The organism is Paraclostridium bifermentans (genome assembly GCF_019916025.1).
GTDB classification, from domain to species: Bacteria; Bacillota; Clostridia; order Peptostreptococcales; family Peptostreptococcaceae; genus Paraclostridium; species Paraclostridium bifermentans.
On record NZ_CP079737.1, the window covers coordinates 1,649,346 to 1,674,691 of the forward strand.

At 26.5% G+C, this 25,346-nt stretch carries 30 protein-coding genes; 7 read left to right on the plus strand and 23 right to left on the minus strand.

Translation table 11 applies throughout. The features are described 5' to 3' along the window. Positions 1-3: 3 nt before the first annotated feature. The 8 genes from KXZ80_RS07870 to KXZ80_RS07905 all read right to left on the minus strand — a co-directional run bounded on the left by KXZ80_RS07870 (position 4) and on the right by KXZ80_RS07905 (position 5,394). Positions 4-192, minus strand: coding sequence for a small, acid-soluble spore protein, H family (locus KXZ80_RS07870; RefSeq protein ID WP_021431228.1), 189 nt, complete (start codon positions 190-192; stop codon positions 4-6). A 99-nt stretch (positions 193-291) separates the two neighbouring features. Further along, entirely contained in the window at positions 292-552 is a 261-nt protein-coding gene (locus KXZ80_RS07875; RefSeq protein WP_021432932.1) for a stage V sporulation protein S, read from the minus strand. A gap of 199 nt (positions 553-751) precedes the next feature. Beyond that, the gene (locus tag KXZ80_RS07880; RefSeq protein WP_021432933.1) at positions 752-1,702 is read right to left on the minus strand and encodes an acetyl-CoA carboxylase carboxyltransferase subunit alpha; all 951 of its coding nucleotides are present in this window, start codon (positions 1,700-1,702) and stop codon (positions 752-754) included. Further along, complete coding sequence (gene accD / locus KXZ80_RS07885; protein WP_021432934.1) at positions 1,683-2,579, minus strand: acetyl-CoA carboxylase, carboxyltransferase subunit beta; 897 nt, start codon at positions 2,577-2,579, stop codon at positions 1,683-1,685. Before accD ends, KXZ80_RS07880 begins: the two co-directional genes overlap by 20 nt. An 18-nt stretch (positions 2,580-2,597) precedes the next feature. Further along, positions 2,598-3,953, minus strand: coding sequence for an acetyl-CoA carboxylase biotin carboxylase subunit (gene accC, locus KXZ80_RS07890; RefSeq protein ID WP_021432935.1), 1,356 nt, complete (start codon positions 3,951-3,953; stop codon positions 2,598-2,600). 13 nt (positions 3,954-3,966) lie between these two features. Continuing rightward, positions 3,967-4,440 carry an acetyl-CoA carboxylase biotin carboxyl carrier protein gene (gene accB, locus KXZ80_RS07895; RefSeq protein ID WP_021432936.1) on the minus strand — a complete coding sequence of 158 codons (474 nt, stop codon included), beginning with the start codon at positions 4,438-4,440 and terminating at the stop codon, positions 3,967-3,969. A gap of 101 nt (positions 4,441-4,541) precedes the next feature. Beyond that, positions 4,542-5,111, minus strand: coding sequence for a hypothetical protein (locus KXZ80_RS07900; RefSeq protein ID WP_038285215.1), 570 nt, complete (start codon positions 5,109-5,111; stop codon positions 4,542-4,544). A gap of 79 nt (positions 5,112-5,190) precedes the next feature. After that, complete coding sequence (locus tag KXZ80_RS07905) at positions 5,191-5,394, minus strand: hypothetical protein (RefSeq protein ID WP_021432938.1); 204 nt, start codon at positions 5,392-5,394, stop codon at positions 5,191-5,193. Positions 5,395-5,582: 188 nt separating this feature from the next. Here KXZ80_RS07905 and KXZ80_RS07910 point away from each other — a divergent pair, with 188 nt between their 5' ends. Beyond that, positions 5,583-5,846 carry a hypothetical protein gene (locus tag KXZ80_RS07910; protein WP_021431236.1) on the plus strand — a complete coding sequence of 88 codons (264 nt, stop codon included), beginning with the start codon at positions 5,583-5,585 and terminating at the stop codon, positions 5,844-5,846. A 10-nt stretch (positions 5,847-5,856) separates the two neighbouring features. On the opposite strand, the gene trmB is transcribed toward KXZ80_RS07910, so the two are convergent. The 3 genes from trmB to KXZ80_RS07925 form a co-directional block, all read right to left on the minus strand. Then, on the minus strand, positions 5,857-6,498 hold the full coding sequence (trmB, locus tag KXZ80_RS07915; protein ID WP_021432940.1) for a tRNA (guanosine(46)-N7)-methyltransferase TrmB: 642 nt from the start codon (positions 6,496-6,498) through the stop codon (positions 5,857-5,859). 71 nt (positions 6,499-6,569) lie between these two features. Next, positions 6,570-6,698, minus strand: coding sequence for a hypothetical protein (locus KXZ80_RS17770; RefSeq protein ID WP_021431238.1), 129 nt, complete (start codon positions 6,696-6,698; stop codon positions 6,570-6,572). Positions 6,699-7,037: 339 nt separating this feature from the next. Continuing rightward, a complete protein-coding gene (locus KXZ80_RS07925) occupies positions 7,038-8,132 on the minus strand; it encodes a hypothetical protein (protein ID WP_021432942.1) in 1,095 nt (364 codons plus the stop codon). A gap of 164 nt (positions 8,133-8,296) precedes the next feature. Between KXZ80_RS07925 and KXZ80_RS07930 the strand changes: the two genes are divergently transcribed. After that, entirely contained in the window at positions 8,297-8,602 is a 306-nt protein-coding gene (locus KXZ80_RS07930) for a DUF1540 domain-containing protein (RefSeq protein ID WP_021431241.1), read from the plus strand. 31 nt (positions 8,603-8,633) lie between these two features. Here KXZ80_RS07930 and KXZ80_RS07935 read toward each other — a convergent pair whose 3' ends face one another. After that, entirely contained in the window at positions 8,634-9,125 is a 492-nt protein-coding gene (locus tag KXZ80_RS07935; protein WP_021432943.1) for a hypothetical protein, read from the minus strand. Positions 9,126-9,405: 280 nt separating this feature from the next. Between KXZ80_RS07935 and KXZ80_RS07940 the strand changes: the two genes are divergently transcribed. Next, entirely contained in the window at positions 9,406-10,521 is a 1,116-nt protein-coding gene (locus KXZ80_RS07940; protein WP_021432944.1) for a tyrosine-type recombinase/integrase, read from the plus strand. Between the two features lie 181 nt (positions 10,522-10,702). On the opposite strand, the gene KXZ80_RS07945 is transcribed toward KXZ80_RS07940, so the two are convergent. Then, positions 10,703-11,536 (minus strand): alpha/beta fold hydrolase, encoded by an 834-nt coding sequence (locus KXZ80_RS07945; protein WP_021432945.1) that lies wholly within the window; start codon positions 11,534-11,536, stop codon positions 10,703-10,705. Positions 11,537-11,589: 53 nt separating this feature from the next. Continuing rightward, entirely contained in the window at positions 11,590-12,546 is a 957-nt protein-coding gene (locus tag KXZ80_RS07950) for a magnesium transporter CorA family protein (RefSeq protein ID WP_021432946.1), read from the minus strand. Positions 12,547-12,938: 392 nt separating this feature from the next. Between KXZ80_RS07950 and KXZ80_RS07955 the strand changes: the two genes are divergently transcribed. Continuing rightward, positions 12,939-14,165 (plus strand): aminopeptidase, encoded by a 1,227-nt coding sequence (locus KXZ80_RS07955; protein WP_021432947.1) that lies wholly within the window; start codon positions 12,939-12,941, stop codon positions 14,163-14,165. A gap of 45 nt (positions 14,166-14,210) precedes the next feature. Here KXZ80_RS07955 and KXZ80_RS07960 read toward each other — a convergent pair whose 3' ends face one another. Genes KXZ80_RS07960 through KXZ80_RS07985 form a run of 6 tightly spaced genes read right to left on the minus strand, consistent with a single transcriptional unit; the run spans position 14,211 to position 18,569 of the window. Continuing rightward, positions 14,211-15,050, minus strand: a complete 840-nt coding sequence (locus KXZ80_RS07960; RefSeq protein WP_021432948.1) for a 4-hydroxy-3-methylbut-2-enyl diphosphate reductase — start codon at positions 15,048-15,050, stop codon at positions 14,211-14,213. Between the two features lie 10 nt (positions 15,051-15,060). Beyond that, positions 15,061-15,660: a lysophospholipid acyltransferase family protein gene (locus tag KXZ80_RS07965; protein WP_021432949.1), complete on the minus strand. Its 600-nt coding sequence runs from the start codon at positions 15,658-15,660 to the stop codon at positions 15,061-15,063. Positions 15,661-15,682: 22 nt separating this feature from the next. After that, positions 15,683-16,330, minus strand: a complete 648-nt coding sequence (gene cmk, locus KXZ80_RS07970) for a (d)CMP kinase (RefSeq protein ID WP_021432950.1) — start codon at positions 16,328-16,330, stop codon at positions 15,683-15,685. Between the two features lie 11 nt (positions 16,331-16,341). Next, positions 16,342-16,707: a chorismate mutase gene (aroH, locus tag KXZ80_RS07975; RefSeq protein ID WP_021432951.1), complete on the minus strand. Its 366-nt coding sequence runs from the start codon at positions 16,705-16,707 to the stop codon at positions 16,342-16,344. Then, a complete protein-coding gene (locus KXZ80_RS07980) occupies positions 16,707-17,912 on the minus strand; it encodes a BaiN/RdsA family NAD(P)/FAD-dependent oxidoreductase (protein WP_021432952.1) in 1,206 nt (401 codons plus the stop codon). The genes aroH and KXZ80_RS07980 overlap by 1 nt, the downstream gene beginning before the upstream one ends. Before the next feature lie 12 nt (positions 17,913-17,924). Then, on the minus strand, positions 17,925-18,569 hold the full coding sequence (locus tag KXZ80_RS07985; protein WP_021432953.1) for a histidine phosphatase family protein: 645 nt from the start codon (positions 18,567-18,569) through the stop codon (positions 17,925-17,927). 148 nt (positions 18,570-18,717) lie between these two features. Between KXZ80_RS07985 and KXZ80_RS07990 the strand changes: the two genes are divergently transcribed. Then, entirely contained in the window at positions 18,718-19,944 is a 1,227-nt protein-coding gene (locus KXZ80_RS07990; protein WP_021432954.1) for a VanW family protein, read from the plus strand. Positions 19,945-19,962: 18 nt separating this feature from the next. Here KXZ80_RS07990 and KXZ80_RS07995 read toward each other — a convergent pair whose 3' ends face one another. Further along, positions 19,963-20,859, minus strand: coding sequence for a glycoside hydrolase family 73 protein (locus tag KXZ80_RS07995; RefSeq protein ID WP_021432955.1), 897 nt, complete (start codon positions 20,857-20,859; stop codon positions 19,963-19,965). A gap of 145 nt (positions 20,860-21,004) precedes the next feature. Here KXZ80_RS07995 and KXZ80_RS08000 point away from each other — a divergent pair, with 145 nt between their 5' ends. Then, a complete protein-coding gene (locus KXZ80_RS08000; protein WP_021432956.1) occupies positions 21,005-21,589 on the plus strand; it encodes a DUF2284 domain-containing protein in 585 nt (194 codons plus the stop codon). Positions 21,590-21,656: 67 nt separating this feature from the next. Beyond that, positions 21,657-21,938, plus strand: a complete 282-nt coding sequence (locus tag KXZ80_RS08005) for a hypothetical protein (protein ID WP_021432957.1) — start codon at positions 21,657-21,659, stop codon at positions 21,936-21,938. A 47-nt stretch (positions 21,939-21,985) separates the two neighbouring features. Here the strand turns inward: KXZ80_RS08005 and KXZ80_RS08010 are convergent, their stop codons facing one another. Beyond that, positions 21,986-23,821, minus strand: a complete 1,836-nt coding sequence (locus KXZ80_RS08010) for an FUSC family protein (protein WP_021432958.1) — start codon at positions 23,819-23,821, stop codon at positions 21,986-21,988. A gap of 254 nt (positions 23,822-24,075) precedes the next feature. After that, positions 24,076-25,245, minus strand: coding sequence for an AI-2E family transporter (locus tag KXZ80_RS08015; RefSeq protein WP_021432959.1), 1,170 nt, complete (start codon positions 25,243-25,245; stop codon positions 24,076-24,078). Between the last annotated feature and the right edge of the window lie 101 nt (positions 25,246-25,346).

Here is a 25,346-nt window from a genome sequence, read left to right on the forward strand (position 1 = left end):
TTATTATTTTTCGTTTTCATGTAACGATTCTAAATCAACTTCAAATTTGGAATCATCATTTAGAGATTTTACATAAGCTGTACCAATGTTATTGTCAACACTAACTAGTTTTACTGGTTTATTGTAATAATAAAGTGTTATATTATTATTTTCATTATTATTGCATATCTCTGCTGCTCTTCTAAGTTGCATAATACACCTCCTTATATTTCTTAACTTATATTTTCCTAATATATATATCTTATTCAAAATAAAAGAGACTATTTTCATAGTCTCTAAGTTTCTAAAAATTTATCTTGGATTTACGACAAGCTTAATAGCTGTTCTTTCTTCTCCGTCTATATTGACATCAGTAAATGATGGAACACACACTAGATCTATACCACTTGGTGCAACAAAACCCCTTGCTACAGCAATAGCTTTAACAGCTTGATTTAAAGCTCCTGCTCCAATAGCTTGGATTTCAGCACTTCCATTTTCTCTTATAACTCCAGCTAGAGCACCTGCTACAGAATTTGGATTAGATTTTGATGAAACTTTTAATACATCCATTTCAACATCCCCCTCTTATGTTTCTTTGTAGAATATTATTAAATTGTATAGTATCCTATTTAACTACAAATTCTATAAAAAAAATAAAACTCCTTTATTTTAATATTAAAATTATATTGATATAAATAAGCTTCATAGATTATTTACATATTCTAAGTAGAGATACTTTCATAAAAGTAAAAAGCCTATTAAGGTTTACTTAATAGACTCCTATGTTTCTAAACTTTCCGTATCTATGATTTACTATTTCATCTTTAGAAAAATCTTTATAAAAGCTTAATCTGTTTATTATATAATCTTTAATATCGTTTGATACAGCTTCTAAGTCACTATGAGCTGTACCAGGTGGTTCTTCTATAATATGATCTATTATTCCTAAGTCTTTTAAATCTGAACTCGTAAGTTTCATTATTTCACTAGCATCTTTAGATTTAGACGCATCTTTAAATAAAATACTTGATAGCCCTTCAGGGGAAATAACTGAATAAACTGAGTTTTGAAGCATTGCTATCTCATTTGAGACACCTATTCCAAGTGCTCCTCCACTCCCCCCTTCTCCTATAACAATAGAGAGTATAGGTACTTTAAGTGAACTCATTTCAAGTAAATTTTTTGCAATAGCTTCCCCTTGACCACGTTCCTCAGCTTCTATTCCACAGAATGCTCCTGGAGTGTCTATAAAAGTAATTATTGGTCTATTAAACTTTTCGGCTTGTTTCATAAGTCTTAGAGCTTTTCTATATCCTTCTGGATGAGGCATTCCAAAATTTCTTTTTATTTGTTCATTTATATCTTTTCCCTTTTGATGACCAATTAACGTAACTTCAAAGTCGCCTATTTTTCCGATTCCTCCAATTATTGATGGATCATCTTTATAAAGTCTATCTCCATGTAGTTCTATGAATAAAGAACATATGTTCTTTATGTAATTTTCGGCATTTGGTCTCTTTATATCTCTACTTATAGAAACCTTATCCCATGCAGATAAATCTTTAGGACTAGTAGTTTCAATATTTTTAAGCTTCATTTCTAGTTTTTCTATTTCGCAACTTAAGTCTATATTGCTTTGATTTGATAGTTGTTTTAATTGTTTTATGCTTTCTTTTATTTTATTTATATCTTCTATCGAACTAGTGTTCTGTATGTGCAATTAAATCACCTTCTTTACAATAATCATAACCATGTAAGCTTAATAAGTTAAATAAAGTGTCTTTCATTTGATCTCTATTAACTATAAGGTCTACAAAACCATGTTCTAATAAAAACTCAGATGTTTGAAACCCTTTAGGTAAATCTTGCTTAATCGTTTGTTTTATAACCCTTGGACCAGCAAAAGCAATCAAAGCATTAGGTTCTGCTATAATTATATCCCCTAGAGTTGCAAAGCTAGCAGTAACTCCCCCTGTAGTAGGATTAGTAAGTATAGATATATATAAAAGTCCTGCATCTGATAACTTGGACAGTGCTTGAGATGTTTTTGCCATTTGCATAAGAGAAATCATACCTTCTTGCATTCTAGCTCCTCCAGATGCACAACAAATTAACACAGGGAGTTTATTATCAATAGCATATTCTATAGATTGAGTAATTTTTTCTCCAACTATTGCTCCCATACTTCCCATCATGAATTTAGGATTCATTACACATAAAACGACTTCTACACCATGTATAAGCCCTTTACCTGTTATAACAGCTTCTTTTTCGTTTGTAGCATTCTTATACTTTGATATCTTAGTTTCATAGTCAGGGAAGTTTAATATGTTTTTAAATTCTAAATCATAATCAAATTCTTCAAAACTATTTTCATCTAATAACAATTTAATTCTTTTTCTAGCAGAAAAATCATAGTGTTTATTACACTTTGGACATATATTTAAATTTTCTTCAATATCTTTTCTAAATACTTGGCTTTTACAAGTTTCACAATAAATCCAAAACTTATCATCTACACTATTTTCTTTAAAATTCTGATTCAAATGAACAACTGCATAGTTTTGACCTTTTCTATTTAAGAACTTCTTAATCATAATCAAAATCTCCTTAACTTAAGCGTTTAAGCTTTTTATAAAACTAGTTTCTATAAATTTAGTATGATGAGTATTATCAATAAACTCATTAGAATTTATAAGTTGTTTTTGAAAATCTATGTTAGTAGTAACTCCCTCTATGATTATCTCATCTAAAGCTCTATTCATTCTACGTATACATTCTTCTCTACTGTCAGCTATACAAATTAACTTCCCTAACATAGAATCATATATAGGTGGTACTGTATATCCAGGATATATAAATGTATCAAATCTTACTCCGAATCCTCCTGGTATATGAATAGACTCAATCTTTCCTGGACATGGTCTAAAATCATTATCAGAGTCTTCCGCATTTATTCTACACTCAATGGCATGCCCTTTAAATTTAATCTCATTTTGTTTAAATGGTATTTCTTTTCCACTAGCAATAAGCAGCTGTAAGTTTATAAGGTCTATACCTGTTATCATTTCTGTTACAGGATGTTCAACTTGTATTCTTGTGTTCATCTCAATAAAATAAAAATTCTTGTCTTTATCTACAATGAATTCTATAGTACCGGCTCCGATATAATCTACACCTTTAGTTATTTTTACAGCTGTATCATATATTTTTTTTCTTTGATTATCGTCTAGATAAAAACTTAAAGATTCTTCTACAAGCTTTTGGTTTCTTCTTTGCATAGAACAATCTCTATCTCCAAGATGTATTGCATTATTGAAACTATCCCCAAATACTTGAACTTCTATATGTCTTGGATTTTCAATATATTTTTCCATATATAAAGAACTGTCTCCAAATGAAGATAGCGCTTCTGCTTTTGCTATATCAAATAAAGAATCAAACTCACTTTCATTGTAAATTATTCTCATACCCTTACCTCCACCTCCACTAGAGGCTTTTATCATAACGGGGTATCCAATAGTTTTAGCTAATTTTTTAGCTTCTTCTCTATCTTCTAAAATTGATTTCGATCCAGGCACAACTGGAACGTCTAAATTAATCATAGTCTCACGTGCTTTTGATTTATTCCCCATTAGCTCTATTTGATTAGGTGTAGGCCCAACAAAGATTATATTGTTATCAATACATGCTTTAGCAAATTTAGCATTTTCTGATAAAAATCCAAATCCTGGGTGTATAGCATCACAATTCATTTTTTTTGCTAAGTATATTATATTATCTATGTTGTTGTAACTTTTACTTATATTATTAGGTCCTATGCATATAGACTCATCAGCTAAGTATCTGTGTAAACTTTCTTTATCTATTTCAGAGTATATAGCAACTGTTTCTATGTTTAGTTCCTTGCATGTACGAATTATTCTAACTGCTATATCGCCTCTATTTGCAATTAATAATCTTTTAATCATAAACTGCCTCCTATTAAATTGTTTTTATTTTAAATATAGCCTGATTATATTCTACTAAATCTTCGTTAGATACTAATATCTCAACTACTTCACCATTTACATCACTATTTATTTCATTCATAAGTTTCATAGCTTCAATTATACAAAGAGTATCTCCTTTTGAAACTTTATCTCCTACTTTTACAAAAGTACTTGATTCCGGACCTGATGCTTCATAATAAGTCCCCATTATAGGCGCTTTAATTACATGGATATTGTCATTACTAACTTCTAAATCAACAGAGGCCTCTTCTTTATTGGCTTCATCATATGCGCTACTCACTTCCGTTAGTTTAAGTTCCTCTTTTTTGTTTTCTACTGTTTTTGTATTTACGAGAATTTCACCTTTAGAGACTTCTAAAATAAAGTTCTCATCTTTTAAGTTTACATATGTCAAATTAGTTTTATCTATAGTCAATAATAATTCTTTTATCTCATTTACTTTCATAATTACCTCCTTGTATTATTACCTGGTACTAACATTATATCACAAAAAATGGTTTTGCAAAGTAAAAAGTGCTACTTTTATAAAAAGTAGCACTTTTATTTTTATTCAATTCTTTGTTCTATACTTTCTAACTCTTGAATAGTAAGACCTGTAATTTCACATATAAATTTTTTATCCGCTCCTTTTAATAGGAGTTCTACAGCCATATCTATTTTAGTTTTCATAAGATTTTTATTAGCTTCTTCATTTTTCACAATTGTTTTTTTATTTTCTATTACTTGAACTGCTTGAGAAACTTTTGTATTTAGTTCTTTTCTGTTACCTATGAAATTTGAATAATATTTAAATAAGATAAATATAGCTGGAATAATAAAAAATAATTTAGACCCTATAAATCCAATTAAAGTTGTTAGTATAACTATAGTCTTATTTATATCTGGTAAATTTTCATTTTTTGAGAAAGATTCAAAAATCCCTAAGAATGTTATGGCTATACATAAAGGAATCAATGTATAACTTGCCAAAAGCCCTCCTAAGCCTATTGAATCTATATTGCGAAGAATGTTGCCATAAACTGCCATGTCCCCGTTTAAATAAGCACACATGCAAGCTATCAGGCCTATAATTCCACCGAGTGATTGTGTATACCAATTGAAAAAAGATTTGTCCATAATCATTCCCCCGTAATTTAATAATATCCCTATATAAGATATTATTCACTTAATATTATTTGTATTAACTAAATTTTATTTACCTTAAGGTTTTTAAGGCATCTTCTAGAAACGTTGTATCGTTATTTCCTTTTTCCTTTTCTATATCTATAAGCTTCTTAGTTAAGTTTTGAGCATTACTTAAGTTATTATTATCTATAGATTCGAAAATTTGTTTTAAAATGAAGTAAGATTCCTCGTCAACAGTGTTAGAATTAAACTTGTTATAATAATATATACACATAATACTCTCCTTTTAATAATTTTTTTATATTTATATTATACTTATAATTTTGATATAAAATTCTAAGTTTTTAAAATTATTTTCATTATATTTAAAATCATCTTGTTAAAATTAATTCTTTTGTGTATACTTTTTGTATGTTTATTTATTAAATTATTATTTATAATCGAGGAAAAGGGAGTCTAACTATGTTAAATACTATTGAAATTATACTTAAAATTTTATTTTTCATTTTGTCTTTTGTATGGGCTGGAAAGATTATGATTTTAAGAAGTGATAAGCAAATAGTTATAAATCCATTACTTATTTCTATATCAGCGATTTTAGCTTTACTACCCGATGCAATATTTGGAATTAACCTTCAATTTGTTAATATAACATTATATTTCATATACGTAGTTATAATTTTATTCGGACTTTATTGTATGAAAAGAAAAAATGGAGTTTTTTAACTCCATTTTTTTATCGTTTAATACCTTCAACTCTATATATTTTCATGCCATAAGACATAAACTTATCTTCATATTCAGTTGTTACATTACCTTCAAATTCACTATTAGCTAAATCTAAAGTTATATTTTTAAGTTTTAGATCAGCTTCTGAAAACTCATTTAAACTAAATTCGAATAGTTTTTCATTATCTGTTTTAAAGTGAATTTCACCGTTTGCATTTAATATAGTTTTATAATTTTCTAAAAATCCTCTATATGTTAATCTTCTTTTGTTCCATCTTTTTTTAGGCCATGGATCACAAAAGTTTACATAAACTCTAGAAAGTTCATTTTCATTGAAATAAGTTAAGATGTTATTTACATCTCCCCATACAAACTTTATGTTAGTTAAGTTGTTTTCAACAGCCTTCTCAACTGCTTTTAATAAAACCTCTTCTTTTATTTCCATAGCTATATAATTGATCTCTGGGTTTTGTTTTGCTAAAGTTGTTATAAATTGACCTCTTCCTGTACCAAATTCAACGTGTATAGGGTTTGGATTTTCAAACTTTTCATTCCACTTTCCTTTGAAGTTTATATCTTCACCTTTTATAACATATTCTTCAAAACTTAATAATCTAATGTCGGCGCCTTTTTTCTTACGTCTTCTCATGATTTACTCCTATTTTATTTATTCAAAATTAAAGAGCATTGGAAGCCCAATACTCTTTAATTAGTTATTAATTAATTTCCGCAGCCAGAACATCCTCCGCCGCATCCACCGTCAGCTTGGTTTTCTGGTGCAACTCTAAATCCATAACCAGTATCTTCTATAACTATATCTCCATAGTTATTGTAATCTTCTGTACTCATTATAAAGTTTAAACCTTCTACTTCGTAGTTAAGGTCATCTCCGCTTTGCTCATCCAGAGCAAGTCCAAATGATGGACCGCCTCATCCTGCTCCTGCAAAATAAACTCTTATATTTTTAGGTCTATCTTGACTGTCAGCTAAAATATCTTTTAATGTTTTCACAGCTGTATCTGCAACTTTAACTTTCATTTTAATACATCCTTTCAATTTTATTACATAAATTTATATAAAAACAAATTTATATATATATTATACCCATATAGAGTATATAATCAAACTTTTTTCTTAAATTTTTAAAGTTTTTTGCAAAATTAAAAAGAGTAGTAAATTAATACTACTCTAATGATCAATGTACTCTATTGATGAATTTATAATGAAACTTCCCTTTTCTTCTATATTTAAAACAACTACACTAGGTGAAGTATACACATAGTCCGATAAAACAGGAAATAAAATTGTATACTTTCCTGTTTGGATGTTATTAAATAAATACTTACCATTAATATCAATAGAGGAATAAACTATATCACCATATTCATTAATAAGTGTAACGACTTTATCCCTAAAAGAAGAAGATTCACTTTGTTTTAAATTAACTAACTTCTCCTCAGGTTTTATATATCCAAATATCTTAGATAAAGTAAAATCTGGGTTAGAATTATTAACTTGAGATTCTTTAGATTTTAAGTAAATTGGTTGAATTAAAGTCCCACTTAAGATTCTTGGAAAACTAGTTGTGTCTTCTTTATAAAAATCAGCCTTTAATATACAATTAGATTTTATATTATTTATAACTATCTCTGATATAGAATATAACATAGAAGGTCTTTCATTTGTATGAATACTGTCGTACTTACCATTGACCTGTATATTATCTAAAAAAACAATAGAATTAATATCCCAAATTATATTAGAAGAAAAAAATAATGATTTTTCCATATCAATTTCAATTGGATCAAGTATTATACATTGATCAGTTGCTAAAATAGTCGTGTTTCTAAAACTAGGTCTATTGAACTCTGATAAGTTTGATATCCTGTTATTATCTAAATTTACAGTTCGTAATTCGGTATTGTTAATGTTTGGTATAGCTTTTATATTATTACTATCTAATCCTAATCTTTTGAGCTTCTTTAAGTTTTTTATAAAGCTAATATCTTCAATTTTATTTTCATTTAACTCTAATTCTTCTACTTTGTTAAGTTTTGATAAAGGAGAAGCGTCACAAATATTGTTTTTATTTAGGTTTATATATACAGCATTTATGGCAAACTCTATTCCTTTTATATCCTTAATATTATTACCTGATAAATCTATTTCTGTTAATCCTTTCATGAAATCTTTTGTTATATCTGAAATATGCACGTTAAATTGCCTTGATAAAGCTAATTTAAGGCTGTTGCTTATATATGGATGTTGATTATTCTTTTCCAATGTCTATCATTCCTTTATATAGTAGTCACAATATAATATATGGTTATTTAATGGTACATGACACTAAATATCTATCCTTAAAATAGTACTTATTTTATCAATTTTTTATTGCTTTTTTGTACATACTAATAATAAATACTTATTTTATAAGGAGTGATGTTATTATGTCAAAAATAAACTGTAGTGCTATTACATGTAGTTATAACATAAATGGCAATTGCCATAGTGGAGCAATTAAAGTTGATGGAGCTAAACCAAATAATTTAAAAGACGTGCACTGTACATCATTTATAAGTGTACATAAAAACTTAAAAAGTGATATTCAAAGTGAATGTGAGCATATTGTTTGTAATGCTATTGATTGCATCCATAATAAAAATTCGGAATGTAGTTGTTATAATATATTCGTATCAGGAAATGATGCTAAGAATTTTAAACAAACTAACTGTTGTAGTTTTATATCTAAATAAAAAATAGGCGAGTTAAATTCTCGCCTATTTTTTATTTAATTTGTCCTTTAGCCCATGCTAATGTTTGGTCTCCAGCAGCTTTACTAAAGTAATAATTTTCTAAGTACTCATTTCTATCCGAGATTGATTGTGTCTGTAAAAATAAAGTTAAAAATGATAAGGACATACTATAATAATTTAAAGTGTTTAAGAGTCCAAGTGAAAATGGATTTTTTTCCTCGTCTCCACTTTTTTCTTTATGATAGTCAGACAGAGATATCCTAAGTTCTCTTATTTGTGTTTTTATATATAGTGCTTCTTTTAAAAGATCTTTTGTGTCCTTTTTATTGATTACTGAATTAAGTGAGTTGGAAGCTAAAATTTCAACTTGGCTACCTATACTAGTTAATTCATTTAGATATTTTTCTTCTACTGAACTTGTATTGTTAGGTGCATTTGACACGGATATATTTGCATATGAATTGATATTACTAAACATAATCATTGTAATAAAAGCAACTATTGATACTAGTGTTTTTTTCATAATAAAACTCCTTACATAATCTTATTTTATATTACCTATCTTAAAATTAGTATTACTTTTAAACAAATCAATTATTCATTTTTCCTTATAGAATTATACATAAAAACAAATATAGACATAAAATATATAGTTTTATGTCAAAAAAATAAAACCTAGTTTTTCCAATGTATATATCGATTAAGTGCATTATTATGTCAGTCTCATGTCAGATATTTAAATGTTTTTTATTTTGTTTTTATGTTACAATATATACTATAATGTTTCTTATTGGAGGATAAAGATGAGCTTTGCATTTATAAGAAAAAGAAGTAAAAATTACATAGTATATTTAGAATATAAGGACCCCGAAAGCAATAAAAAAATTCAAAAAAATATGGGTTCATACGATAAAAAAAGAGATGCTTCCAAGAAGCTCGCAGAGATAAAAGATAGCATATATAATGAGGATTTGTTGCTTCCAAACGCTATGACTTTTGATATATTCTTAAAAGATTTTTTAGAAAAATATAAGATAAATTTATCGATAACAACCTATAATTGTTACACAAGAATATGCAATAAATACATAATTCCCATGCTAGGAAAATATAAAATCGAAGATCTTAGACCAATACATATACAAAATTACATAGACGACTTGGTTGGAATTTTAAGTCCACAGACAATAAAAATACATATAAATATATTAAAACTTGCTACAAAAAAAGCCTATAGATTAAAGTTAATAAGAGAAAATATTGTAGAATATGTAGAAGTTCCTAAGGTTAAAAAATTCAAAAATAATATATATAATAAGCAAGACATGCAAAAACTATTAGAAAAATGTACAGGAACTTCTTTAGAATTACCTATTTTTATAGCCAGCGGATTAGGCCTTAGAATATCAGAAATATTAGGTCTTACATGGAACAATCTAGATTTTAATAATAATTCTGTTACCGTAGAAAAGATAACTGTAAGAAATAATGGGAAAGTAATTTTAAAAGATCCTAAGACAGAAAGTTCTATAAGAACAATTTCTGCGCCAACAGAGCTTATGAATAAGTTGAAAAATTTCAAAAAAGAACAAATAGAATTGAAGCTTCAAGGTAAAATAAAAAACGAAAAAAATTTATTATTCTTTGATAAAAATGAAAATCCTATAGCTCAAGATGTGTTAAGTAAAAAATTTAGCAGATTTTTAAGTGAACATAATTTGGAACATATACGATTCCATGATTTACGTCACTCTCATGTTACACTTTTAATAAACTCAAAAGTTCCTATAAGAGTTATCTCTGAAAGAGTCGGACATTCAAATATAAATACAACCTTGAATATTTACTCTCATGTACTCAAAGAAATGGATAAAGAAGCTAGCGATAAAATATCAGAAGCTTTATTTAATTTAGGATAAAATAGCGAAAAAATAGACCTTTATATTTAGAATATAAGAGGTCTGTTTTTTATTTTTATATATTTATATTATATGAAAGCATTAACTGCTTAAAATCTAAATAAAAGCTTTTATCTGAATTAAAAGTTATAAAATTAAAATATAGTTTAAAATAATAATATTATGTAAACTAATATCTATTTTAAATAAATACAGATACAAAATCTTTTATAATATTTATTAATTTTGATGAATCCTCTATGTAAGGGGTATGTCTTCCATTTATAGTTTTGATTATGCTATTTTTAAATTTAAAACTTTCCTGATGATCTATTCCTACTGCATAGTCTTCACTTCCCGTTATTATTAAAGTCGGAATGTTTATGTTTTTAGTTAAATAGGTATAATCCAGAAAATAGTTTTTATTTTCAAATGCAAGCTCAGACATTTTCGTATTTAAAATTTCTTTATCTAAATTTTCTAGCTTCTCATAGTTACTTATGCTTTTAAATTGAAGACTATAATACATGTTATATCTAACTAAATTATAAACCACTTTTTTCCAAATACATATTAAGTTTTGTAAGTTTGTATCACAGTCAATTTGATCTACACCCAAAAGATTACACCCTTCTCTTATTTGGCTTTTTAAAGCTTCTTTAAAATCTAGGGTACAGTTTATTAATATTATACCTTCTAGATTTTCTCCATATTTACTTGCATATGAAGTTGCTATAATTCCACCAAATGAATGTGCAATTATTATAAGTTTTTGTATGTTAAGCTTCACTCTAACTTCTTCTATATCTTCAACTAATCTATCGATAGAATAATTTGAGTTATAGTCACCTTCAGATCTACCACAACCTCTTTGGTCTAAATACGTTATATTAAGCATGTCATTCATATGAATGCCACAAAACTGTTCAAAATCTTTACTCCAAGCACCAGGTCCTCCATGTACATATATACAGTCTAAGCCCTCTCCTTCTCTATTTACATAAAGATTTATATTATCATTAGTCTTTATATACATAATCTCCTCCAATTAATTAATTAATGTATTTACATTATAGCAAAATTCAAATGCTAAAGCATTTTTTTAGATTTAAATATCATTATCCCTAATGCCAAAATTAAGAACATAAACCCTATTGTACAATAGTATCCAAAACGCCATTGAAGAAAAGGCATGAAACTAAAGTTCATTCCATATATACCTGTTATTATAGTAAGTGGAGCTGAAATAGCTGTAAGTAATGTTAATTTAGTTATTAAACTATTAGTTTTTTCAGCTACTTGAGAAGAATATATATCCAACAACTTATCGGCCAATTCTCTAGTAGAAATAGCAAAATTGTACAACTTATCTATACCAAAGTCTATACTTTGTAAATTTTCAAGATTATGTTTTTTTATATCTGAATATGTTAAATATCGTATATTCTCTTTTAGTATTCTGTCTCCTATATAAAGTAATGGTCTAGTGTTTTTAACTACAGTTCTAGTTAAATTTCTAATATCACTGATTTCATGAAAATATTGATCTCTAACTCCTTGAAGCATTTTATCTTCTAACTCCAATATCATATCTTCTAATTTCTCTAAGCTTTCAAAGCTATTTACTATTATTTCTTTGAAAATTAAATAATTTATTTTAAATAGCGCTACAATTGGATTTTCATCTACTTTAAAGTTATCTTTCATCATTTTTAAAATGTATTTATATATGAAGGTATCTTTGTCACTTACCACAAGAATGTAATTATCAGCTAAATATATGTTTATTTCACTTATTATAGCTTTATTGTTTATAAGTTCAAATATATTTAAGCTTAAGAAATCATAATTATCAAATAAATCTAATCGTATACTATCGTCAAAATCTAAACAATCTTTAAAAGTTATTTCATCTATATCTAAAATAGACTTTATTTTATTTAGTTCGTAAGGTGTTGATAATATCAAGTAACATTCATTACTATCATAAAAATCATCTTTAAATTGATTTAAATGATTATGTGTATTTAAATTAAGTATATTCATTCACTTCACTCCAAACCTGTTATAAATATATTATGTATATAAATTAAATATTAATTCATTGCATAAATACTTTGTTTATTATCTATAATTTAGTAATGGTAGTTTTAGTGTTACAGAACATTTGTTCTATGATACCGAAACTAAAATCAGTCGATTTATTACAAATATAAGCTATTTAAAAATATGTATTAATGTAATTGATTGATATATATTGATTTTAGTTTTAAAATATATTTAAATTGATATTTATGCATTTTAAATAAATATATTTAAAAATAGTTTAATATAATAATATTATGTAAACTTAATTAAAAAAATAATAAAAATTTCAACTTAAACATGCTTTATTATTATATAATTTAATTAATAAATATGTGCTATTGGAGGCTACTATGGAATTCAAAATTAAATTAAAAAAATACGCTGAGTTAGCAGTAAAGGTTGGGGTAAATCTTCAAAAAGGACAAACGCTTCTTTTAAGAGCTCCTATATCTTGTACAGATTTTGCTAGAGAAATAGTAAATGCTGCTTATGATTTAGGTGCTAGAGATGTTGAAATTGAATGGAGCGATGAAGAAAGTTCTTTGATAAGATATATAAAAGCTCCAGAAGACATTTTTGATGAATTTCCTAAATGGAAAATAGAAAAATACAATTCATTATTAGACAAAGGAGTATGTATTATAAATATAGACTCTTCTAACCCTACTATATTTAAAGATGTAGATCCTATAAGAATGCAAAAAGCCAGTAAAGCATCTAGTGAAAGTATACCGTTATGGAGAGATGCTATTATATCAGATAAAATTAAGTGGACTATTGTATCTGCACCTAATAAAGAATGGGCATCTAAAGTATTCCCCGAGTTAGATGAAAATGAAGCTATAAACAAATTATGGGATTATATATTTAAGTGTACTAGAGTAGATACTGATAATCCTATATTAGCTTGGAAAAATCACAATTCTAAATTAGCTGAAAAAGTTATGTTTTTAAATAACTATAAATTTAAATCTTTACACTTTAAATCTTCTAAAACTGATTTACATATAGATTTGCCTGAAGGGCACATTTGGGCTGGAGGTTCAAGCGTAGATCCAAATGGTATAGAATTTACAGCAAATATACCAACAGAAGAAGTATATACTCTACCTCATAAATTCAAAGTTAATGGTGTTGTTTCTAATACAAAACCATTTATATACAATGGAACTATAATAGATAAATTCACATTAACATTTAAAGATGGTAAAGTTGTTGATTACAATGCAGAGGTAGGTTACGAGTCATTAAAATCATTATTAGAATTAGATAATGGATCTTGTTATTTAGGTGAAGTTGCACTAGTCGAAAATAACTCCCCTATATCTAACACTGGAATAGTTTATTACACTACTTTATATGATGAAAATGCATCTTGTCACTTAGCTTTAGGCTCTGCATATAAAACAAGTATAGAAAATGGTAGCGAGATATCAAAAGATAATATGGATAAATACGGTATAAATGATAGTATAACTCATGATGATTTTATGATAGGTTCTAGTGATATGAATATATTTGGTTTAACTAACGATGGTAAAGAAATACAAATATTTAAAAATGGAAATTGGGCATAAAATAATAAAAAGGGATATATAAATATATCCCTTTTTACAAACTTTTTATAAAGATTCAATATAACTTATAACTTCTTCAATTATCCAATCAGGAGTAGATGCTCCTGCTGTTAATCCCACTTTATTAAACCCTTTAAAATCTTCTGGATTCAATTCATTTACTGTTTCTATAGCTAATGTAGGAACATATTCCTGACATATTTGAACTAGTTTTTGAGTATTAGAACTATGTTTACCTCCAACTACTACCATCATGTCAACATCTGCTGATATTTCTTTAGCCGCCTCTTGTCTAACTTTAGTAGCAGAGCATATAGTATTATTGAATATTACATTATCAAGTTTATTAGATAAAGCTTCTAATATTTTATTATATAAATCAATATTAATTGTAGTTTGAGCAACTACACAATATTTTTTATTTTTATCTAAGTTTGTAGTTTCTAAGTCTTCTAAAGTTTTAATTATTATAGCTTCATTATTGCACCATCCGTTAATTCCTATAACTTCAGGATGTTTCGCATCTCCTATAACAATTATATCAAATCCTTGAGAATAATGTTTTTTAGCTACTTCATGAATTTTTTTTACAAAAGGGCAAGTTGTATCAATTACATTAAGACCTTTTTCTTTTGACTCTGTATACACAATCTCACCTACACCATGACTTCTAATAATCATACTCTTTGATGTAGGAACTTCGCTTACTTCATCAATAGTTTTTAATCCATTTTCTTCATACTTTAAAACTGCTTGTTTATTATGAATTAATGGACCAAGAGCATATATACCGTCTTCGCTTTTTTGAAGTTCATCCCAAGCCATCTTCATAGCTCTTTTGACTCCAAAGCAAAATCCAGCGTTTTTGGCTATTTTAACTTCCATATTGATCCCCCTATTTTGCATTCTTATAATAATTTTCTTTTATTACATCTAGTACATTTTGAGATAATCTTTGGTAATCGTCACTTGTTAACTTTTCTTTATAATAATCTTCAAATGAGATAGGTTTATCTATGTATATTGTAACTCTATTAAATAGTCTATAGTTAGTTATTATAGACATAGGTATTACTAAAGATTTTCCTTTTACAGCAAACATACCTATACCCGCCTTAGCTTCTAAAAAACCAACATCCTTACTTCTAGTACCTTCAGGAAACATTCCTATGCATCCATCATTTCTAAGGATTTTTAAAATACTTTTTACCGTAGATGCAGTTGGATTCTCTCTATCTACAGGTATAACATTTATTTTATTTAATATATATCCTAAAGGTTTTACTTTAAACAATTCTTTTTTAGCAACAGCTGTAATAGGTCTGTTTTTGTGCATACATGCAGCTAAAAATATCGGGTCTAAATTTGACTTATGATTTGCAGCAATTATTATAGAACCTTCTTTAGGTATATTTTCAATTCCTTCAACTCTAAATTTAAAAAACACGCGTGAGAATACATTTAAAACGCCTGTTACAAAGTTATAAAATTTCACATTAATCTCCCTTCAATTTGACTTACTTTATTTTTTCTATAACTGATTCAACTACTTTATCTATGCTTTTTCCTGTAGTATCAATTTCAATTGCATCGTTAGCTTTAACTAAAGGTGCGAATTCTCTATTAGAATCAATTTCGTCTCTTCTTATTACATCATTAATAACTTCTTCTAAAGTAGTATTATATCCTTTTTTTATAAGTTCTTTATATCTTCTTTCTCCTCTTTCTTTTGAAGAAGCCACTAAGAAAAACTTATAGTCAGCATTTGGGAAAACATATGATCCGATATCTCTTCCGTCTAAGATAACAGAGCTTTTATTACCAATGTCTCTTTGAACATCCACCATTAAATATCTAACATCTTTTATTTGTGCTACATTAGATACGTTATGGCTAACTTCAGGAGTTCTAATTTCCTCTTTTAAAATCTTTCCATCAAGATAAATATTATTATCTTTAAAATCTATATCACTTTTTTTTGCAATTTCAATTACTTCATTTTCATTGTTAATATCTATTCCACTTTGAAGCACTTTATATGTTATAGCTCTATACATTGCGCCTGTATCTATATAATTTATATTCATTTTATCAGCTACTATTTTGGCTATTGTACTTTTCCCTGCACCTGCTGGTCCATCTACTGCTATTACTAAATTTTTCATATTATTCACTCCTATTCAACTATGTCTGGTCTTAAACTTTTAGCATTATTTAGATATATATGTTTAATCTCAGACTTTGACTTTTCACTATTTATATTTACCATAACTCTAATACATTTTCTGAGACTACCTTGAATATACTTTTCTTCAAAATTAAGTAAAGGTGTATCACAAATATTTAATAAATCTCTTACAGCTACAGAGGGATATACCGCATCTAAATCACTAGTCATTGTAAAGACCATACTTATAATATCCGCTTCTAATATGTCATTTTCTTTTATTATGTTTTCTATTAGTACTTTTGTTTCATTTAATATTTCTTCTATGGAGTTTTGATTAACTGTTGTCGCTCCTCTAACTGCTAATACTTTCATTAATAATCACTTCCTGCTAAATATCCTGTTGAAAAAGCTATTTGAAGATTATATCCGCCAGTTTCGGCATCTACATCTATAACCTCTCCAGCAAAGAATAAATTTTTAATTATTTTAGATTCTAAATTAGATGAATTTATCTCCTTTACACTAACTCCGCCACTAGTTACCATAGCAGCTTTAATTGTTAACATCTCAGAAATAGTTAATTTCATACACTTTATATATTCAATAATTTTTAATTCATCTTCTTTTTTTAATTCATTAGGTTTTTTATCACTTAAATTAAGCAAAGTTAAAATTTCTTTTAAAAAGTTTTGTGGTAATATACTTTTTAAATTTGTTAGTATATTTTTATTTGGATTTTCTCTTATTATCTTTGATAATTCATCACTTGAAGTTTTTTGTAAAAAGTTTATTGTAATTTCAATAGGATTATTATCAAGTGCTTTATTTATATATGAAGAAAATTTTAGTACTGCAGGTCCTGATATCCCAAAATGTGTAAATATCATGTCACCTTGAGTTTCAATTTTTTTCTTTTTAATTTTAGTACTTATGCAAACATCTTTCATAGCTACACCTTGTAAATTTTTTACAAAACTCTCTTGTGTAACTAAAGGGATTAATGCTGGATATAGCGGTTTTATTTCATGTCCATATTTTTTTAAGATTTCAAACATAGATCCATCAGAACCTGTTGCTGGATAACTTTTACCACCAGTAGTTACAATTAATTTATCGCAACTAATTTTTTCTCCTTTATTAGTTATAACTCCTTTAGCTTCATCATTCTCGATAACTAAGTCACAAACAGTTGTGTTATACATTATTTCAACATTATTTTTTGAAAGGTTGCTTAATAGTACATTTATAACATCATCTGCCTTATCTGACTTAGTATATACTTTTTCATCATATTCAACCTTGTACTCTAAATTATTATCTTTAAAGTATTCTAATAGGTCGTAGTTTGAAAAGGTGTAAAGAGAACTATATAAGAATTTTTTATTATTAACTACCTTATCAAAAAAATCTTCTATATTTCTATTATTAGTTATGTTACATCTTCCGCCACCTGTAAGTTTAAGCTTTTTTCCTATTTCATTGTTTTTTTCTATTAAAATTACTTCATTTTGTTTTGAAGCTGATATTGCGGCCATTATGCCAGCTGGGCCACCTCCAACAACTATAACTTTTGCCATGTTTATATCTCCTTACTCAAGTGCTGAGTTGTTTATTTTTTCATTATTTTTGATATGAGTAGTGTCATTCATTTTTATTATAACTGGTCCATAATCTCTGTATTCAACTATATTTAAAGCAGTATTATCTTGCTTAATTCTATATATATTTTCCATACCTGAATTTAAGAAAGATAAAAGCATAACCCTAACAGTTACAGAGTGAGTTACAAGTAATATATGTTTATTATCATATTTCTTATTAAGTTCATTTATAAAATTATCTACTCTATCTTTTATTATATGTAAAGTTTCTCCTTCAGGAATTTCAACTAAATGTGGTTCATTTCTCCATGTATTATATATATCTGCATAATTCATCTTTATTTCATCTATTAATAAACCTTCCCATTTACCAAATCCCATTTCTCTAAGAGCTGGCGTTTCACAAACGCTTATTCCTAAACTGTCTCCAAGTATATTAGCAGTTTGAACAGCTCTACCTAAGTCGCTTGAAAATATATAGTCTATTTTATGTTTTTTAGATAAACTATCAGCAAGCTCAGTAGCTTGTTCTATTCCTTTCTCTGTTAAGTCTGAATTTCCATGTCCTTGTGTTTTGCCTAATATATTCCAATTAGTTTGTCCATGTCTTACTATATAAAAAGTATTTGCCATAAGTAGCCTCCTATATTTATATATCTTTATTTTTAACGTTCATCAAAATTTTATTATATCATAATTTGACAAATTAAAAAACTTAAACATACAAATATTCATTTAAGGACAATATATATATGAATAATAATAAAGGAGTTTTTAAAATATGAAATCCAAATATCAATATTTAATTATTATAATATTTATATCTTATTTATTGCTTGGAATAGGGATTAATAAATCAGAAATTGATACTTCATCTAAAATATATAAAAATATATATGTAGAAGATATTGATATTTCATACTTAACATTTAAGGAAGCGCTAAATTTGGTTGAATCTAAATATAAAGAAAAACCAATTAAATTGACCTATGAAGATAAGACTTACATTATAAATCCATCAGATATAAATTTAAAATTCAATAAAGATAAAGCAATTAAAGAAGCTTATTTTTTTACTAGAAATGAGGATATATTAGTAAACCTAAAAAGAAAATCAAATTTAAGATTTAAAGACAAATACAGTATAAAATTAATTGGTACGTATGATGAAGTTAAATTAAGCAAACTAATTAATGATATCTGCAAAGAAATAGATATAAAAGAAGTTAATGCTACTATAGCTATAAACGATGATGGTTCTTTTAAAAGGACTGAATCTAAGCATGGTAAGAAAGTTGATAAAGTTAAGTTAAAAGAATCCATATATAATATGATAATAAGCAAGAACATAAAAGATTTAAAAATTCCAGTAAATACTGTTGATCCTAAAGTAACAACAGAAAATGTTAATTCTATAAATACAGTACTAGGCCAATTCAGTACTACTTTTAACTATACGACTTCTAGAGGTAACAATATAAACGTTGCAGCAAGTAGTACCAGTGATAAATTGATAATGCCTCATAAAGAGTTTTCATATAATAATGCTACAGGAGCTAGAACATGGCATAACGGATACAAAACAGCTAAGGTTATAGTTGGTGGCAAATATGTAAATGGCGAAGGTGGTGGAGTATGCCAAGTATCTACTACAATATATAATGCTGCATTACTTTCAGGAATGAATATATCAGAAGTTCATAATCATACATTTGTATCAAAATATGCACCTGCAGGTCGAGATGCTGCAGTATCTTATGGCTATACAGATTTTAAATTTGAAAATCCGCTTATGCATCCTGTTTATATTAAAAATACAGTAAATAAAGGAGTTATTACATCTAAAATTTATGGATGTGATAAAGACAGAGAAAGACTTTACCTTATAACAAAAAGCAATTATGAAGAAGATAAAGTTAAGGTAGATACTTATAGAGTATATTTAGATGAAGAAGGAAATATAATTAGAGAAGAACTTATAAATAAAAACACATACAAAAAGAAATAAGAGAATAGAACATTCGTTCTATTCTCTTATTTCTTGAACATAACTATCGATTAATTGTAAGTTGTATTGTTGAATTATCTCTATTAATAAGTTTTTATATGTTAAATTCCCACTTTCATCTGAAACAGTACTATATCCAGCATTTTGAAGTTCTTCTGCTTGTTCTATATAAGTAGCTTTAGTAAGAACTTCTTTATATCGAGGGTTTTCACTTAAAAATTTAGCATGGTCTTGTATAGATTCTGATTTTGTTTTATAAACCCTAAATTTATCTGTGATTACTTGATCGTAAAATTCACTAGTCTCTATATTAACATATTTACCTTTCCATGAATTGTTTGCTTTTATTCCAAATAAATTATTATACTTAGAAGATAGTTCAGATTCACCCCAATTAGACTCAAGTATAGATTGAGCTATAGTAATAGATGGTAAAATCTTGTACTTATTATAATTATAGATAGAACTTTTTTTTACAGAGTCTATAAATGTCATATATTTTCCATCTGGATTTAATCTAGATGGCTTTAAACCAAAATATTTTAAATCATTTATATAATCATGAGTTCTATTAATTTCTTTAGAACTAAATTCAAGCTTCTTTAAAACATCATCTAAATTTAAAACTTTGTATTTTTCTCCATCTTTAATTATGAATAAATTAGCAACATTTTTTATTTCATCATTACTCACATCTTTAAACTTATTTTTATTTTGTACACCTATTATACTTGCTACATACTGCCAATTAACTTGAGCCTTTGAACTACTCACTTCGTCACTACATTTTATAAATTGATTGACATCTATTTCGTTTTTATTAATCTCTTTTAAATTAAATACCTTTACATACCAAACAAAAGATAAAACAACTACTAATGCAATCCCACTTAATATAAACAATTTTTTCCTCAAAAGACACCTCCAACTGCTATAAAATCACAAAACATACAAATAATTATACCACTTTTTGTATATTTTTACTGTAACAATGTTGTAAGATGTATGATGATATAATAATATTATAGTATTAGTAAAAAATATATATAGGAGTGTTACTATGATTGCACTAAATTTTAAAAAAGATGGAAATGATATAAAATTAAAAGCAAATATATGTAAAAACAAAACTTTAGAAAATTATATGGATTTTAACTATTTCACAGGCCTTTGTAAAGAGGGATGCCCTCACTATAATTTAAGTTATACATGTCCTCCAAACAGTCCAAAATTTACTGACTACACAAAAAATCACGAGTACTCTTTGGTTTTAGCAATGTATATGGATGTCGATGATAACAATTCAATAGAAACTGTACATCCATATCTAAGAAAAGTCTTGTCTGATTTACTTATACCATTAGAAGAAATATTTAATGGACTTTTATCAGATGGTGGTCGTTGTAGATATTGTGAAAGATGTACATATATAGATAATGTCCCTTGTAGATATCCTGATAAAATGCGTTTTAGCATGGAAGCTATGGGCATTGATTTAGATAAAGTTTGCAAGAATATTTTAAATCATTCAATTTTATGGAGTAAAACTGGTGAAACTAATTACTGCACAGTACTCGGATCTATAAATTTCAATGGGAATTTTAATGAAGATGACTTTAAACAAGCTATACTAAAACTTTTATAATCCTAATAAAATTAGTTTACTTTGGATAAACTTAATTGTGATGACAATATTAATTTGGAGGTAAACTATGGATAATATGAGTGAAATGAGAAATAAACTAGATAATGGTAATTATGATTTAACACTTGAAATAGGAGAAAATACTTACTTTAAAACATATGATGATGTTAATGAAAAATCAGCTGAAGATGTTGTAAGAAATTACTTAAGAAGCAATGCAGATGATGCACAGTTTAGTGATTTAGAAATAAAACATCACAGAAATAAACACACAGTAAGTGTTTGCGCAAAGTTAAATTATAATAATGATAAACACACAGATTATTCAAAAAGAAATAAATTAATGTAAAAAAAGAAATTAGTAAATCATCTGATTTACTAATTTCTTTTTTTAGCTTATGCATATGCTTTAATGACATCTGAATTTTCAATTATATAAAGTAGATTTTTACATATTACTTTATGATCTATATCATTTGTAGTTTCAATATCTTCTATTATTAAATCCTTAGCTTCTTCTAACTGAGCTAAATTATAGTATATAGGCATTTCATTATTTCTTTTGAATTTTAAATATATGCAATACATACTATTAATTAATAATCTCTTTTTATTTAAGACTTCATATTGATTTTTATGATTTACTAAATTATTCATAGATACTAACTTATCTTCTAGTAGATTAGATATCAATAGAAGATTTTTTACTTTATGAAGATTTCCATTACCATCAACCGATAGTTGAACTTCTGTTTCCATTTCTTTAATTACATTTCTATACATATCTATAAGTACTTCATATGCAGTGTTTGCATTATATGGCAATATTAACTTGTTTATAATTAACGCTATAATAATACCTAATGCAATAAACGCAATCCTATTTACAATAAATACATCAGGTGAAGTAAGCATGCTAACAGAACCTATAGCTGATATTGTAATACATATCATTTCATATTTATAATCTATTTCTTTTGCATAACCACTTATATATCCAGTGAAAATTATAATAATTGATCTTATAGTTGGATTTTTAAATATTGAAAACAGTATAAATACTGATATACACCCTAAAATAGTTCCAAATAGTCTTTTCTTCGTTTTAATTATTCCATCTTCAGTGTATGGTTGTATAACAGAAAATATAGTATATAATATCCATCGACCTTCCTTTAAATTGAAATAGTCCATTATAAATCCACCCAATGCAATTCCTATAGCAACTTTTGTAGCATAAGTAAACTTCATAGACTTAGTACTTATATGCTCTTTGTAAATATAAGATTTTTTGAAATTATATGGAATCTCTAAATTATCATAGATATTCTTTTCACTGCTATTACTTGTATACTCATTTAAATAAAAATATATATTTTCCATTGCATCGTAAAATTCATATAACTCTGTACTCATTGAATTTTTAAAATTTATTTCACTTTGATTTATATCTTTATTCAAATAAGACTTTAAATTATTTAATTCGTAGCTAATTATTGATAAATCTTCACTATTACACAAACTTGTATCTTGTCTATAATCATCTAGCATAGTATTTATTCTTTCAAAATTAAAAACTATATTAAAAACATTAGGTCCATTACCAGTCAAGAAGAAACCTTTTTTTCTATTATCATAAATAATAGTTTTTATTTTTCTCATTGAATTGTTTATTTTTAAATCCAAAGATTCACTATAGTCATTTTGATTTTTTAATTGTTCAGCTTTTTGGGCCATATAAATACCTAAATCCATTAATACTTTATCACTAGTTTTTTCTAATTTATTTTTATTAACTAATATTTGTGAAATCATTATGATTAAAGCCCCAGCAGCTAAAGATGTTAGTCTTAAAGGTAGTTGATCTAAGCTCACAGGCGCTCCAATCATAAATAAATATAACAATCCAAATGCTACGTCCAAATGACTTCTTAAATTATAGCTAAATAGGTATGCTACTATAAACATAGCTACTAAATTACACACAATTCCTAAGAACATATTTTGAACAGCTAAAAAAGAAAATATTCCTAAAAATAAATTGATTCCTACCAATTTAAATGTATTTTTAATTGGAGATATAGCTAAGTTTCGTTGTAGCAGCATTAGCAACATAGTTATAACTATAACCCCTATTAAAGAATTTTCTTTTCCAAATATAGAAATAAAAATATTTATGAATGCAAATATAAATATAAACAGTAATGTTTTAGGTAAAATCTGTTTTTTCATAAAACCTCCTTTTCGAATTATATTTTAATTTTTTACGATAATATTAATTTTATCAGATTTATTATTTTATTCAAATTAAGTAAAATTCGAAACCACACGTACTTTAAACTTAAATAGATAATTTTATTTAATTACCTATCAGACATTAAGTAATAAAGATTCTATAAAAAAACTATTCCCCAACAAACGTTTGAATGTAAATTATAAAAATAAAAAAACTACCTAAATTTAAATTTAGGTAGTTTTTTTATCTTTTACTTTTTAAGGTAGTCGTTTGTATTAACAGGTAGACCTTTTTTATCTAATTTTTCCTCTATTACTTCCTTAATAATTGAGTAAATTATTGCAAATAAAGGAACACCTATAATCATTCCCACTAAACCTAGGAACTTTCCTGCAACTAATAATGAAAATAAAATCCAAAATGCTGAAATACCTATAGAATCTCCTAATATTTTAGGTCCTATTATATTTCCATCTAATTGCTGAATAACTATAATTATTAATATAAACCATAATGCTTTTACTGGTGATACGAATAGAATTATTATGGTTGCAGGTATAGCTCCAAAGAAAGGCCCGAAAAATGGGATTATATTTGTTATACCTATAATTACTGATATAAGTAGTACATATGGCATTTTGAATATAGTAAGTACTACAAAAGTAAGCACTCCTATTATTGCAGAATCTATTATTTTTCCACTTAAGAATTTTCCAAATGTATCATTACTTCTATCAACTAACTGTAATATTCGTTTAGAATGTTTTTCATTAAACACTGCACATACTACTTTTCTTCCTAATGCACAAAACTTTTCTTTATCTATAAGCAAATAAATAGATATTATAACTCCAAGAACTATATTCCATATACTAGATGCTACTATTCCTAAAGCTTGTCCTACCACTGGTAGTAATCCCGCAGCAACGCTTATAAAATAGTTTATAAAATCAGTAAGTTTTGTAACTGCTATATCTAAATATTCCTTATCTATATTCAAATCTTTTGTATATTTAGTTAAAAGATCTGATAAATTAGTTAAATATGTAGGTATATCATTAACAAGTCCAAGCATGCTTTCTACTAATTGAGGTAATACAAATTGAACGAATAAAGCTAATAAGATAAATGCTACTATATAAGTAAGTAAAAGCCCTATAGCCCTCTTACTTTTAGGCTTTAATTTGTCTAATTTGTTTTTGCTAAGCATTCTTTCTTCAACAAATACTAATATGAAGTTTAATAGATAAGCTATAACAGCTCCTATTATAAATGGTTGAAGCGTAGATATAATACTGCTTATTTTACCCATAAACACACTTGTATCACTTGCAATGCGATAAAAAATAATACTACAGCAAATAACTATAAATGAATATACAGATATAGTCGTATATTTACTGTTCCAATTTACTTTCATTTTTACCTCCTAATATAATATATAAACTTATATCTTTAATATAAGCATTAAATGGTATTAAGTGTCAATAGATTAGAGTATAAATTCATATAAAATTCTAT

Excerpts from the sequence above, each read along its gene's own strand:
- KXZ80_RS07940 (WP_021432944.1), top strand. The coding sequence starts at position 9,406 with ATGAGCTTTGCATTTATAAGAAAAAGAAGTAAAAATTACATAGTATAT.
- KXZ80_RS07900 (WP_038285215.1), bottom strand. The coding sequence starts at position 5,111 with ATGGACAAATCTTTTTTCAATTGGTATACACAATCACTCGGTGGAATT.
- KXZ80_RS07870 (WP_021431228.1), bottom strand. The coding sequence starts at position 192 with ATGCAACTTAGAAGAGCAGCAGAGATATGCAATAATAATGAAAATAAT.
- KXZ80_RS07955 (WP_021432947.1), top strand. The coding sequence starts at position 12,939 with ATGGAATTCAAAATTAAATTAAAAAAATACGCTGAGTTAGCAGTAAAG.
- KXZ80_RS07935 (WP_021432943.1), bottom strand. The coding sequence starts at position 9,125 with ATGAAAAAAACACTAGTATCAATAGTTGCTTTTATTACAATGATTATG.
- KXZ80_RS08015 (WP_021432959.1), bottom strand. The coding sequence starts at position 25,245 with ATGAAAGTAAATTGGAACAGTAAATATACGACTATATCTGTATATTCA.
- accB (WP_021432936.1), bottom strand. The coding sequence starts at position 4,440 with ATGAAAGTAAATGAGATAAAAGAATTATTATTGACTATAGATAAAACT.
- KXZ80_RS08005 (WP_021432957.1), top strand. The coding sequence starts at position 21,657 with ATGGATAATATGAGTGAAATGAGAAATAAACTAGATAATGGTAATTAT.
- KXZ80_RS07985 (WP_021432953.1), bottom strand. The coding sequence starts at position 18,569 with ATGGCAAATACTTTTTATATAGTAAGACATGGACAAACTAATTGGAAT.
- KXZ80_RS07960 (WP_021432948.1), bottom strand. The coding sequence starts at position 15,050 with ATGGAAGTTAAAATAGCCAAAAACGCTGGATTTTGCTTTGGAGTCAAA.
- KXZ80_RS17770 (WP_021431238.1), bottom strand. The coding sequence starts at position 6,698 with ATGAGTACAGAAGATTACAATAACTATGGAGATATAGTTATAGAAGAT.
- KXZ80_RS07875 (WP_021432932.1), bottom strand. The coding sequence starts at position 552 with ATGGATGTATTAAAAGTTTCATCAAAATCTAATCCAAATTCTGTAGCA.
- aroH (WP_021432951.1), bottom strand. The coding sequence starts at position 16,707 with ATGAAAGTATTAGCAGTTAGAGGAGCGACAACAGTTAATCAAAACTCC.
- KXZ80_RS07950 (WP_021432946.1), bottom strand. The coding sequence starts at position 12,546 with ATGAATATACTTAATTTAAATACACATAATCATTTAAATCAATTTAAA.
- KXZ80_RS08010 (WP_021432958.1), bottom strand. The coding sequence starts at position 23,821 with ATGAAAAAACAGATTTTACCTAAAACATTACTGTTTATATTTATATTT.
- KXZ80_RS07905 (WP_021432938.1), bottom strand. The coding sequence starts at position 5,394 with ATGTGTATATATTATTATAACAAGTTTAATTCTAACACTGTTGACGAG.
- KXZ80_RS08000 (WP_021432956.1), top strand. The coding sequence starts at position 21,005 with ATGATTGCACTAAATTTTAAAAAAGATGGAAATGATATAAAATTAAAA.
- trmB (WP_021432940.1), bottom strand. The coding sequence starts at position 6,498 with ATGAGAAGACGTAAGAAAAAAGGCGCCGACATTAGATTATTAAGTTTT.
- KXZ80_RS07930 (WP_021431241.1), top strand. The coding sequence starts at position 8,297 with ATGTCAAAAATAAACTGTAGTGCTATTACATGTAGTTATAACATAAAT.
- KXZ80_RS07980 (WP_021432952.1), bottom strand. The coding sequence starts at position 17,912 with ATGGCAAAAGTTATAGTTGTTGGAGGTGGCCCAGCTGGCATAATGGCC.
- KXZ80_RS07945 (WP_021432945.1), bottom strand. The coding sequence starts at position 11,536 with ATGTATATAAAGACTAATGATAATATAAATCTTTATGTAAATAGAGAA.
- KXZ80_RS07990 (WP_021432954.1), top strand. The coding sequence starts at position 18,718 with ATGAAATCCAAATATCAATATTTAATTATTATAATATTTATATCTTAT.
- accC (WP_021432935.1), bottom strand. The coding sequence starts at position 3,953 with ATGATTAAAAGATTATTAATTGCAAATAGAGGCGATATAGCAGTTAGA.
- KXZ80_RS07910 (WP_021431236.1), top strand. The coding sequence starts at position 5,583 with ATGTTAAATACTATTGAAATTATACTTAAAATTTTATTTTTCATTTTG.
- accD (WP_021432934.1), bottom strand. The coding sequence starts at position 2,579 with ATGATTAAGAAGTTCTTAAATAGAAAAGGTCAAAACTATGCAGTTGTT.
- cmk (WP_021432950.1), bottom strand. The coding sequence starts at position 16,330 with ATGAAAAATTTAGTAATAGCAGTAGATGGACCAGCAGGTGCAGGGAAA.